This window comes from Massilia violaceinigra, from assembly GCF_002752675.1.
GTDB classification, from domain to species: domain Bacteria; phylum Pseudomonadota; class Gammaproteobacteria; order Burkholderiales; family Burkholderiaceae_D; genus Telluria_A; species Telluria_A violaceinigra.
Genome location: NZ_CP024609.1, coordinates 76,264 through 87,120, shown reverse-complemented (window position 1 = coordinate 87,120; position 10,857 = coordinate 76,264). Strand labels below are relative to the sequence as shown.

Here is a 10,857-nt window from a genome sequence, read left to right as displayed (position 1 = left end):
CGGCCGATTAACTGCCGCCAATTCTCCCCTGTCGCGTTGGGGGATCCGGCGGCGTGGCCGCCTGTGCTCAACACGGCCATGCGCATGGCCCTAGCTTCCCACCATCCCACTGTCATCTGGTGGGGCGCGGGCCTCATTCAGCTGCACAACCATGCCTATGGGCAATTGGCATCGCTCGTCCATTGGGCCGGGCCACCGTCAGGGAAGGTCGCGGCGCAAGTCGATGCGATCATGGCCGGCAGGGAGATGTCGGGCTGCGCGGACCGAACGGAGCTGTCCTCGGAAGATGACGTTCCCCATACCATCGTCTGGTCATACGCCTGCGCTGCCTTGCTCGATGAGCGGGCGTTGCGGGCGTTATGGCGGTTTGCGAGGACGTCACGGAGGCGCGCGCCGCCTCCGCCGCTAAAGCCATCCAGTACCTGCACTTGGCCGAAGACGCGGCGAGGGCGCGACGTGGCGCCGATGAGCTCAAAACGGCCCAGCTGCAGCGGCTGCAGATGATGTTCGGGCAGGCCCCGGGCTTCATGTGTATCCTCGATGGACCGGACCACGTTTTCGAGTTCGCCAACGCCGAGTTCTCACGCTTGGTGGGCGGGCGCGATCTGCGTTGGAAGTCGGCGCGCGAGGCGCTATCGGACTTGGAGGGACAAGGATTCTTTGAGAAGCTTGACGAGGTGTACCGATGGGAAATCCTTTGTGGCTCGCGACGTGCCGTTGTCAATCCGGCGCGAAGCCGGCGCACCACCCGAGGCCCTGTTTGTCGACTTCGTGTATCAGCCTCTGTTCGGCGCCGACGGTAGAACCACGGGCATTTTTGTCGAGGGTTTCGATGTCACTGAACGCCGCACCGCGATATCCGCCCGCGAGGCCAGCGAGGCCCGCTTGAAGCAGGGGATGCTCGCTGCGCGTATGGTCGTTTGGGACTGGGACTTGTTGACGGACAGGACGGTCTTTTCGACAACGCCGTCGCAGTGCTGGGCGGCGACTGGACGGATGTGGGTGCCGTTTGGCGCTCGGTCCACCCAGACGACTTGGCAAGTATGGCCGTCCGTCGAGACGCAGCCCTAGCCTCCTTGGGGACCTACGAGGATGTGATCCGTGTCAACCGCCTCGACAACGGAAACCTGATCTGGCTACAAGTACGCGGCACGGTGGTGGCGGGGAACGACGGCCGCCCGGCCCGCATCCAAGGCGTGTCGATCGACGTGACCGAGCGCAAGCGCGCCGAGGAGGCGTTGCGCTTCGCCGACCGCCGCAAAGACCAGTTCGTGGCGATGGTCGCTCACGAGTTGCGAAATCCCTTGGCGCCGATCATCTCGGCCGCCCAAATCTTAAAGGTCCGCAGCGCTGGTGACGCAAGCGCCCGCAAGGCTGCGGCAATCGTCGCGCGCCAAGCCGAGCACATGGCCAGCCTGATCAACGACGTGCTCGACGTCTCTCGCTTCAACACGGGCCTGATCGCCCTCGAATCCAGCCGATCGACCTGCGTCAAGTCTTGGCCGACGCCGTCGAGCAGGCCGCCCAACTATGGCCGCGCGCGGGCATAGCTTCGCCTTCGGGACCGAAGACGCGCCAGTTGTGGCGCGCGGCGACGCAAATCGGCTGGTGCAGGCAGTAGCGAATCTGCTTCAAAACGCGGCCAAGTTCACTCCACCGGGGGGGAGCGTGGAGCTTTCGATGGCATGTGATGGCGTCGCGGCGACGATAAGCGTGCGGGACAATGGCGTTGGCATCGAGCCGGCCCTGCTGCCGCATGTCTTCGAACTGTTTACGCAGGGCGAACGCTCGTCGGAGCGCGCGCATGGCGGCTTGGGGTGGGGCTTTCGCTCGTCAAGAGCTTGGTCAGCCTTCACGGAGGAACGGTGTCCGCCACAGCGCGGGGTCGCGCGCTGGGTCCACTTTCGTCATCGAACTGCCCTTGGCGGGTCCGCAGGACGTCGCTCCCGAGCCTCTCCCGGCATTCGCTCCGGCGGCCGCGGCCCGCGCGCTGGACATCTTGGTTATCGACGACCATTTTGACGCGGCGCGCATGCTGCGCATGGTGTTGGAGGAAGGCGGACATCGCGTGCGGGTCGAGTGGGATCCTTTCCGCGTTCTCGCGCGCGCCGCAGAGGAGGACATCGACGTTTTTCTGCTGGACATCGGGCTGCCGGGGATGGACGGCAATGAGCTAGCCCAGACGATCAGGGCCATTCCGCGCGCCGCGTCGGCCACCTTGGTGGCGGTGACCGGCCGAGGGAAGGAATACGGACGTGCAGCAGCCTTGGCGGCAGGCTTCGATCATTATTTCGTGAAGCCCGCCAATCTCGGGGAGCTCTTGGCGCTGCTCTCCGAGATCGCCCCGCGCTCTCGGCCGGGGTGAGCAGCCCCCTAGGCCCTCCCGCCTTTGTCCAAAGGCTGCGGGGCCAGCGCGGACTTGCGTCAGGCTGAGGATCCTTTTTTTGCGCCTCTCGAATGGTTAGGCTGAATAATTTGATTTTATAGTACCCGACAAAGGATCGGATGAAGTCCTGGTTTCCGCGCGTAATCCCACAGCGCCCTGACTCCGATTCAATTGGACGACGGCAAAGCAGCGGGTTGCACTAATGGCAAAACAATGAGAAAGACGGTGCAGGTGGCAGCTTAATCCTCATCCCGGACGATTGGGAGGATGAGGCGGAACCGACTGCCTTGGCCGGTTCCGCCGCTTGTAGCAATGATCAGACCGCCGTGCCTTTCGCAAATGTCCTTGGCGATAGCTAGGCCCAACCCAGCTCCAGCCCGTAGCCTATCCCTGTGGGTGGCGAACTGGGTGTAGGGCTTGAAGATCGTCTCGAGTTGTCCAGGCGCGATGCCGATGCCGCTGTCCTCGACCTCCGCCTCCATCAGCGTGCCGTCCACCTTTATTCGCAGTGCAATGCTGCCCCGCTTATCGGTGAACTCACTGGCGTTGAGAAGGACGTTGGCGAGCGCCTGCGAAACGCGCTCCGGGTCACAAAAGACCGTCTTGTCCCGCGCTTCGAAATCAACGCTGACATTTTGCCCTCGGGACTGGGCCTTTGCCGAAAGGGCGTCCAACGCCGTGTCGACTACTTTGGATAGAGGCACCGGTTTGAGGCGTAGCAAGATTCCGTTCTCGGCAAGGTTAGAAGCGTCCAAGAGATCACCGACAAATCGCGAAAGCAGTTTAACTTGGCGCTCGACGACTTCTGCCATCTTACAAATCTGCGAGTCGGTGGAAACCATTTTCATGGCGCCCGCAGCACTCAGGATGGGCGAAAGGGGATTGCGCAGCTCGTGGGCCAGCAAGGACAGAAAGGCATTCCGGTCATCGTCGGCGCGTCTGAGCTCCTCGGCCAGGCGCTCGCGTTCGGTAGTATCGATCAAAAAGCACAGCGCGCCCCCAACGCTGCCTTGGGGGCCCCGCGCAAGTTTGGGATGGGCCTCGACGCGCCGCCGCGACCCGTCTGGACGCTCCAGCCAAAGCTCCATGGCTTCTAGGTCGCGACCGCAGGCTACAGCTTGTGCCGCAGGGTAACTGGACCGAGACAATATACGCCCTTCGAGATCAAACATTGCATGAGCCCCACCCCATTGGCCAATTTCGTCCGGATTGGGAAGTCGGCCCCACAGCTCGGCGGCAGCGTCGTTATAACTGATCACTGCCCCCTGCAAGTCGCAACAAAACGCAGCAACCGGCAAACGCTTGATTAGGGGAATGCGAAGAGCCGCTCGCCGATCAGCGAATCTCCAAGGAAATATTTCACCCTTTTGCGGTGTCAAATTGAGAGGGTTGACGTTAGTCGAATCGTTCGCTGCCTCTAATGACTTGTGAGAAATCATAGTTTCCTCCTTGTATTCTTATAGTCCGCAGCGTTGATGTGCCAATGTAATCTAATCTAGAAATAATGCATGCCATTAATGGAAATTTATTCTAAATATTAAACTACAAAAAACTATGATCAACTGTCAGCGTCTTTCCTCCGTGCGTGTAGGTAATTGCCCACATAGTAATACTTACATTCATTATTTACGGACACTCAATGTCCTTGCGACATGTTGGCGAATATTCTGGTAAATTTCCTTTTCAGATTTCATTGAAGGCGATATAAGGGGAGGTTTAGCTGCTATCACTGTCACTTTTATAAGCTCTGTAGGTATCGCTCAAGCGTGGCCGTCGATATAGCGGCAAGAGAGAGTGAGCTTGGCGAATCGGCCCTTCGATCCCCGAGAATGCCGGCACGGGAGGGTCTTACAAGTGTTTGTTGGCGACGAAGCAGCGCTGGCTTCGTTCACAAGCCACAAAGCATCCGCATAACGTTAAATTATGCCCATGAAAAATATTTTTCCCAATTGCAAAACCACCAAAAAGTACTCTTATGAATTTTACGGGCACGTCAAACACTCTCGGGGCCACCCACTACGCGCAATTGCTCGCGGCGTTATTCAGGTCTGCGGGCGGGAAACCACATTTCGAGCGAATGCAGATGCTCCAAGGCGTTGTCTGGAGCATTGCGCAAAATCCCGAGCCCGAGCGATCAACAATTACAAATTTCGTGATGCTCGAGCTTTCGCAGGCTCAAGGGCGTGAGTTGGTATTTCTTATGGGGGGAGTCCGGCGGGAACGGCGCGCTCCCCCTTCCACCTATATTTGGTCACGTCGTTTAGCCGTTACGCGAAGAGCACCGACCAGCGAACGCCGGGCGACGGACCGTCACTAGCGACTTTGCGATACACAAGTTATTTGTTGCCAAGAATTAGCTTTTCAAATGATAACGTTTCAAAAATAATACTATTTAGCTGCGCGAATAGGTCCGCATCATTCACTGCTATTGGTTCGACTAATTCAACAATTTCTTGTATTTCGTAACTAACTATTGTCCCTGGCATCACTAGCGCTATTTGATGAAGGTTGTTTGCATTGACCTCGATGTAGTGGCTACTTGAACCCTTGAAAATACATATTACGCATCGTATTGTCATTTTTACTCCTTCTGTCAGCATTGCGCATGTGGCCCACCCAAGACTTATACGTAAAAACGAGTCGTTCGGATGACCCTGATGAGGCTGATCGTGTGCGGGAACGCCTACCAACGGCCGACCCCGCCGCCGCGTCAATGATCTAACGTGGAGGCATTTCTAGATCGATCAGCGGATTCCTCGCGCGAACGCCTCCAGTCGGGCCACGCAGGGTGCGGGGTCGAGCACGCCACCTGGGTCTGCCAGAGTTGGTAGTAACGGTTCGCCTCGCTAGCCTCTGCTGCGAGCTGTTGGGGAAGGCGGGCGATGGCGGCTTGCGCTGTCGAATAGTCGAGGTGAACGCCGTGAAGGTCTGGTACTTGCATAAGGGCAACACTTACATGAATCGGGGTGAGGTTACACAAAAAGGCCGGCGCAACTTTTCTGGTAACCTGCTTGTGTGTAACTTTTGGGGACCCTCAACAGGGCCTGAATTTTGGCCGAATGGCCTAGTCGCGAGCTGGTTCCGCAGCTACTCGGCGCGGCGTGGCGATGCGCGTGTAACTCGTTGATTTTTATAAGGATATTTGGCACTCGTGGCGCTGCGGAATGAACGACTGCGCACCCGTGGAACATGCCGGCCGGTGGCGCCGATCCGGTTGCATTTCGACGCTGGCCAGCCGTCGCAACCGGGCGCGAAACCGGCGATATGTCTTCGAGGCGACGAAGGGCCGCAGATTGATACTGAGGATTGGGTGTTGTCACGAGAGTCAAGCGCCGCTAGGGCCGGTTTTACGCCCGTCGCCCATTTTCCGCCCGCCATAGATCTTGTCCTCGATCCGGTCCTGCGCGCGGCTTGCGATGTCCATGTTCACTTCTAGGTAGCCCATCGTGGTCTTGGGGTCCTTGTGGCGCATGATGGCCTGTATGGTCTGAATGGGCGTGCCTTCCTCCGACATGAGCGTGGCACAGGTGCCGCGCAGGCGGTGGGGCGTGATGCCGGTGAGAGAGGTGGCGGCGTTGGCGCGACGCATCGCGTATCGGGCGAACCCATCCGGCAGCTCCCTGCCCTGCTTACCTGGCGCGATAAGGCCCTGCGGTCGTCGTTCGGGCGCCAGGTATGCAACCAGCCAGCGCGGCATCGGCACTGGGACCGCCTCTTTCCCCTTGGTGATGCCGGGCGTGAAAGTTCGCCGCTCCCAGTCGATCCACTCCCAGCAGGCGCTGGCCGCTTCCGACTCGCGCAGGCCCAGGCCGTACATTAGACGCACAGCGATGGCGACAGACGGCGAGCGCATGGTCGCCTTGTCGATTTCGGCCAGCCAGTCGTCGGTGGACGTGGTGGGCAAGGTGGCGCGCGGGATCTTCTGGACCGACAGCATGGGCACGTCCCACGGCAGCTTGGGAATGATCTTGCGCTTGACGGCCCAGTTCACCAGCAGCTTGAGCTTGCGCAGCCAGTGGTTCGCGGTGGCCGACTTGCGCGTGGCCAAGTGCGCGTTACGCGCTTTCTCGATGATCTCCGTGCCGAGATCGCTAATCAGCAGCTGGCCCAGCCCGTGAAGGTGCCGGCGCTTGAAAACGTCGATCCCGCGGCGATGCGACTTGCTGGCGATCGGCGCGCGCAGGTCCTCCCATTGCTCGATCAATTCCTCCAGCGTCGGGACCGGCTGCATGCCGCTCGCGAGCAGGACGGCATCGGCGTACGCCTTGGACATGATCGCGTGGGCGCGCTTGTGGTTCACCTCGTGGGTGGTGCGCTGGCGCCGCGCGCCACCGGCGAGCCGGAAGCGGTAGTGGTAATACTTGCCAACCTTGAACAGGGTGCTGGACATGCTGCCCCCGGTCAGGCTGGGGGGATGAACGAACCGAGCTTGTGCAGCATCGGCGCCGGCGGCGGTTCCGGTGACAGCGCCGGCGCCGGCGCGGCCATCGCTTCGTGGGCCTTCTTGATGCTGTGGCTCATGCTGTAGGCGGCGTGCCCAAAGCTTTTCACGTGGTAATAATAGGTACGCTCGCTGATGCCGAGCACGGCGGCCGCCTGCTTGGCCAGCGCGGCGTCGCCGACGTAATACGCCTTGAAAGCCAGGAACTTGCCCTTCCATTTCTTCATGTCGGCAAGCGTATGGATCGCCATGTTGAAATACTGCATGTCAGGGTGGTTGCGAGCGTTCGGCTCCTTCCCCACCTTGGCCGGCTGCAGGCGCCCAAGGGTCCCGCTGGTCGCCGGCCGCATGTAAAAACTGCGCGTCTCGCACCAGCGCACCCACTCGTCACAATATTCCGCTACTACATCCCGATTTTTCATCTGCCCTGCCTCCGTGGTCAATTCGCGGGGCAGTCTAAAGCCGGTTAATGATTAACTTAGATTTTTATCTTCAAGGGGCAAACACAAAATTTGGAAAAGTAGTACACCGAGCTCAAAAATTACAGCTGAGCATCTTGGGAGGTGAAGGAAATGGTCTAAAATACCCTTTCCGACAAACTGCTTTCGGCCAAGAGCCGCCATTCGCCAATAGCGGCCACTTGGGATGTGGAATGGTTAGTTCGCAAAGTGAAGGGAGACTGGCGATATGACTGACGCTGCGAAAAAGAGATGGTTTTGGCGGCGGCATTTGCGTTGATTTTAGTCGCCGCATACGCTCGTGGATTTCCTCAGCATAGGTATTCGTGCGCTTGACGGCGTACCGGTCACTGGTAGCTTTCGGCGTGCCATTTCGCCCTCCGGCTAGGCCAGAGAGCACCCTTGAACCGGCCCTACGATCAGGTTAAACTCTGCCGTGCCAGCCAATTCAATATCGCCTGGTTGGTTTCGTTTGGCTTTTCCTGCTGGATCCAGTGACCGCAATCCAGACTGATCACGTCCACGTTGGGCACGAACTCCGCCAGTCTTTCTGATTTAGGGACCACATCACGGTCCCCATAAATCATGAGCGTAGGTTGTTGGATGACAGGGTCCACATCCGCCAATAGGTGCCAGTTGCGGTCGAGATTCCTGTACCAGTTAATACTGCCCGTGAACCCAGTTTTTTCGAAGGCGGAGACGAAAACGGCTAACTCGCTATCGCTCATCAAAGGCTCGCCAAGTGGCGTTTCTGCTCTGGCCAGATTGATCATTGCCATGCCCGGCTCGGCCTCTTTCAGTGGCATGCTTTTCCGGTACAGATTGCGCAGGAACCGGAACGTATTCTCGTCCAATATAGCGTCCGCGACACCCGGCTTTCGATTGAAATGGACAAGGTAATAGTCGCTGCCCAAGATTTGCTCCAAGGCCTCGATCCAGGGTCTTTCGCCACGCTCCTGGTAAGGCAGGCTCAGATTTATCACTTTGTTTACGCGGTCCGGATAGAGCAGGGTCAAGCCCCAAACGACCATTGCACCCCAGTCATGACCAACGAAGGTCGCATTCTGGTATCCATAGTGATCGAGAAGAGCGACAAGATCGCCCGACAGATTTCGGATGTCGTAGTCCATCACTTCGGTCGGACAGGACGAGTTGCCGTAGCCCCGCTGGTTGGGGATGATGACATGGTAGCCCGCCGCGAGAAGGGCCGGAATTTGATGGCGCCAAGTGAAGGCGTGCTCTGGCCAGCCATGACAGAGAACAATGGGATCGCCACCGTTTTCGCGGCCTGCTTCAAAGACTTCCAGTACCACGCCATTGAGTGGAATAAACGTAGGCTTGGGAAAATTGTTTGTGGTTGACATTGGTATTTCCTTTATGTGATCGTCGCGGGTGAACAAGCGACTCATTCCGTTTTGGAGTGCCCGCTCTTCCCGCTCTAAAATTTAATGGGTGTGCGCGGCAATTTCGACGGCCATTGACATATTAAAATCCAATGGTGCCAAATACTGGCACCATTAAAAGGTAGGATGAGACATGAATCTTCGCCTTAGACATGACGCCATCGTACGCAGCCTTCGCCGCAACAGTACTTCGACAGTCGGAGCCTTGGCGGAGGAGATTGGCGTATCTAGGCGTACGGTGTTGCGTGACATCAGCGCGCTGCGCGATGAGGGCTTCGTCATATATTCCGAACCGGGTCGCGGCGGTGGCCTGCAACTTAATCTGCAATCGGTTCAGACCACGCCGCGCCTCTCGGTCGCCGAGGTGTTTGCGCTGCTGATCAGCGTCGCATCTATGCGAGCCGCCATGAATATACCTTTTTCAGGTCTTGCAGATGCCGGGCTGGCTAAGATTGAGCAGGCTCTGCCGTCCGACAACGTGCGCGACCTGCGCAGGTTTCTGGATTGCCTGTATGTCGGGCAGCTTTCACCACTGGTGGATATATCAAATATGGAAGCGATGGAGCCTGCCCTGCTGCCCGCGTTTGAGCAAGCTTTTCTCCAGCGGCTGCACCTAGGTTTCCAATATCGCGACGCAAAAGGGGGCGTAACCAGCCGCCTTGTCGAACCGCAAGCCATGCTAATCTTGCCTCCGCTCTGGTATTTAGTGGCTTGGGATCCCGCGCGCGAGGACTTCCGTCATTTTCGAATGGACCGGATCAGCAAACCGGAATGCATCTTGGGCACACCGTTTCGCCGACGGCGTGTGCTATTCGAAGATGGCGTCTCCCCGATTCGTGATTTTCCTCGTTGACCTAGTTCTGAGCACTGCTAGCTAGAGCAACAGTAGCCTAGCGTTTTCATTCACCAATGGCGGCTTTGGGGCGAAACCGGACGGTCGGACGGCGGTGCTGTCACCTTAACATGCTATTTTTTCGAATGCTGAGCTCGGCCCTTAAAGCGCGCGGCGCCAAGGAAACGCCGGCGAATAGCCGAGGAACAGGGGCTTGGCGAAGAAGTTGCGCACGCGCGGCGGGACGATCGAGCGCGGCGCTTCCGGTGCGTTCTCCTTTTCGAGCTGATGCCGGGCGCGTGTCGTCAGTTTGTACTTGATCCCCTCGCGGATCAGACAGCCGCGTTCGACTAGATCGCAGTAAAGCTCGACCATCTTGCAGTGGTCGATGCCGGCCGGGAGCTTGCGCGTGACGAAATCGCCATGCACCTCGGCGCCCTGGTAGATCGTCATTGGCCCCTTGAGGAATGCTTTCAGGATCTGCTCGCTGCGTGAATTTTTCTCAGGAAATTTCATGCCCAGCTCCTGCAGGCGCTCGCCGGTGGGTTTTGGCCGGTGTCTGGTGGACCTGGCCAGCGGCGATCCTTGCGGCGATCATCGTTTCGGCGGCGAACAGGTCTTCTCGAGTCGCAACGGCGCACTGCGCCTCGTGAATCGCCAGCGCATTGCTCACCGCGTCCATGCCCGGCCCGTCGAGCCGGTACTGGCCGGTCCTGGCGCCGCGTTTCGCCGCCCGCGCCATCGCCTCCAGGGCGGGTATCATTTCCGGAACGTACTCTTCGCCAATGCCCGTTTCGGCGAGACAGAGCGTTATGTTCATAGCCGTGCAGAGATAGACATACGACGTCTCGGTTGCATCGCCCAGCTTGATATCCTCGAATGCACGCCAATATTTTACGCAAACGAGGGTCGCCTCTTCCCCCTCGATCGGCAACGCATTCATCATGCGCATGTCATGCCGGGATACGCCGGCGGCGATCACCTGCAGGCCGCCGCCGACAGCACACTTTTTCTCGCGATACGCCTTGACGCGACGCTTCGGCGATCCGTGTTTGCTGGCCATTATGCGTGCTCCAGCAAAAATTCCTGCCGGCGTGCATTCGCGCGCTCAAGCGGTGCTACGTTCATTTTTTCGTCTTTCATTTTCGTAAGCAGTGCTGTTGCGGCCGCCCGCCCTATGGCCGCCTCCTGGTTGAGACGGTTTTCCATTTGCGCATAGGCCAGCTCGCGCTGACGCTGCACTTCCGCACGCAGTTTCGCCTTGAGTCCGGCCAGCGCCGTTTCGCCGTCCTCGCGCCTGACCTGGTCGTAAGCGACCTGGCGCACATGCTGCGGGG

Annotated in this window: 12 protein-coding genes; 5 read left to right on the top strand and 7 right to left on the bottom strand. The window is 58.7% G+C overall.

All coding sequences use genetic code 11. The annotated features are described in order from the left end of the window. Positions 1–699: 699 nt before the first annotated feature. From CR152_RS34615 to CR152_RS33550, 4 genes are read left to right on the top strand one after another with little or no spacing between them, the layout of a single operon-like run. Positions 700–1,071 carry a PAS domain-containing protein gene (locus tag CR152_RS34615; protein ID WP_229413883.1) on the top strand — a complete coding sequence of 124 codons (372 nt, stop codon included), beginning with the start codon at positions 700–702 and terminating at the stop codon, positions 1,069–1,071. Continuing rightward, complete coding sequence (locus tag CR152_RS32575; RefSeq protein ID WP_229413882.1) at positions 1,044–1,550, top strand: PAS domain-containing sensor histidine kinase; 507 nt, start codon at positions 1,044–1,046, stop codon at positions 1,548–1,550. Before CR152_RS34615 ends, CR152_RS32575 begins: the two co-directional genes overlap by 28 nt. Continuing rightward, a complete protein-coding gene (locus CR152_RS35150) occupies positions 1,531–2,022 on the top strand; it encodes a sensor histidine kinase (protein ID WP_099883152.1) in 492 nt (163 codons plus the stop codon). The genes CR152_RS32575 and CR152_RS35150 overlap by 20 nt, the downstream gene beginning before the upstream one ends. Next, a complete protein-coding gene (locus CR152_RS33550) occupies positions 2,000–2,365 on the top strand; it encodes a response regulator (protein WP_157778908.1) in 366 nt (121 codons plus the stop codon). Before CR152_RS35150 ends, CR152_RS33550 begins: the two co-directional genes overlap by 23 nt. 260 nt (positions 2,366–2,625) lie before the next feature. Here the strand turns inward: CR152_RS33550 and CR152_RS32560 are convergent, their stop codons facing one another. From CR152_RS32560 to CR152_RS32550, 4 genes are all read right to left on the bottom strand, one after another. Continuing rightward, the gene (locus CR152_RS32560; RefSeq protein WP_099883144.1) at positions 2,626–3,825 is read right to left on the bottom strand and encodes a sensor histidine kinase; all 1,200 of its coding nucleotides are present in this window, start codon (positions 3,823–3,825) and stop codon (positions 2,626–2,628) included. Positions 3,826–5,711: 1,886 nt separating this feature from the next. Next, positions 5,712–6,776 (bottom strand): tyrosine-type recombinase/integrase, encoded by a 1,065-nt coding sequence (locus tag CR152_RS32555; protein ID WP_157778907.1) that lies wholly within the window; start codon positions 6,774–6,776, stop codon positions 5,712–5,714. Between the two features lie 11 nt (positions 6,777–6,787). Continuing rightward, positions 6,788–7,249: a hypothetical protein gene (locus tag CR152_RS33545; protein WP_157778906.1), complete on the bottom strand. Its 462-nt coding sequence runs from the start codon at positions 7,247–7,249 to the stop codon at positions 6,788–6,790. A 455-nt stretch (positions 7,250–7,704) separates the two neighbouring features. Next, positions 7,705–8,649 (bottom strand): alpha/beta fold hydrolase, encoded by a 945-nt coding sequence (locus CR152_RS32550; RefSeq protein WP_099883140.1) that lies wholly within the window; start codon positions 8,647–8,649, stop codon positions 7,705–7,707. Between the two features lie 172 nt (positions 8,650–8,821). Here CR152_RS32550 and CR152_RS32545 point away from each other — a divergent pair, with 172 nt between their 5' ends. Further along, the gene (locus CR152_RS32545) at positions 8,822–9,541 is read left to right on the top strand and encodes a helix-turn-helix transcriptional regulator (protein ID WP_099883138.1); all 720 of its coding nucleotides are present in this window, start codon (positions 8,822–8,824) and stop codon (positions 9,539–9,541) included. Positions 9,542–9,682: 141 nt separating this feature from the next. Here the strand turns inward: CR152_RS32545 and CR152_RS32540 are convergent, their stop codons facing one another. Genes CR152_RS32540 through CR152_RS32530 form a run of 3 tightly spaced genes read right to left on the bottom strand, consistent with a single transcriptional unit; the run spans position 9,683 to position 10,846 of the window. Beyond that, positions 9,683–10,036 carry a hypothetical protein gene (locus CR152_RS32540; RefSeq protein WP_099883136.1) on the bottom strand — a complete coding sequence of 118 codons (354 nt, stop codon included), beginning with the start codon at positions 10,034–10,036 and terminating at the stop codon, positions 9,683–9,685. Beyond that, on the bottom strand, positions 10,023–10,583 hold the full coding sequence (locus CR152_RS32535; protein WP_099883134.1) for a hypothetical protein: 561 nt from the start codon (positions 10,581–10,583) through the stop codon (positions 10,023–10,025). The genes CR152_RS32540 and CR152_RS32535 overlap by 14 nt, the downstream gene beginning before the upstream one ends. Further along, positions 10,583–10,846: a hypothetical protein gene (locus CR152_RS32530; protein ID WP_208640328.1), complete on the bottom strand. Its 264-nt coding sequence runs from the start codon at positions 10,844–10,846 to the stop codon at positions 10,583–10,585. The genes CR152_RS32535 and CR152_RS32530 overlap by 1 nt, the downstream gene beginning before the upstream one ends. Between the last annotated feature and the right edge of the window lie 11 nt (positions 10,847–10,857).

Excerpts from the sequence above, each read along its gene's own strand:
- CR152_RS32575 (WP_229413882.1), top strand. The coding sequence starts at position 1,044 with ATGGCCGTCCGTCGAGACGCAGCCCTAGCCTCCTTGGGGACCTACGAG.
- CR152_RS35150 (WP_099883152.1), top strand. The coding sequence starts at position 1,531 with ATGGCCGCGCGCGGGCATAGCTTCGCCTTCGGGACCGAAGACGCGCCA.
- CR152_RS32560 (WP_099883144.1), bottom strand. The coding sequence starts at position 3,825 with ATGATTTCTCACAAGTCATTAGAGGCAGCGAACGATTCGACTAACGTC.
- CR152_RS32555 (WP_157778907.1), bottom strand. The coding sequence starts at position 6,776 with ATGTCCAGCACCCTGTTCAAGGTTGGCAAGTATTACCACTACCGCTTC.
- CR152_RS33545 (WP_157778906.1), bottom strand. The coding sequence starts at position 7,249 with ATGAAAAATCGGGATGTAGTAGCGGAATATTGTGACGAGTGGGTGCGC.
- CR152_RS32550 (WP_099883140.1), bottom strand. The coding sequence starts at position 8,649 with ATGTCAACCACAAACAATTTTCCCAAGCCTACGTTTATTCCACTCAAT.
- CR152_RS32545 (WP_099883138.1), top strand. The coding sequence starts at position 8,822 with ATGAATCTTCGCCTTAGACATGACGCCATCGTACGCAGCCTTCGCCGC.
- CR152_RS32540 (WP_099883136.1), bottom strand. The coding sequence starts at position 10,036 with ATGAAATTTCCTGAGAAAAATTCACGCAGCGAGCAGATCCTGAAAGCA.
- CR152_RS32535 (WP_099883134.1), bottom strand. The coding sequence starts at position 10,583 with ATGGCCAGCAAACACGGATCGCCGAAGCGTCGCGTCAAGGCGTATCGC.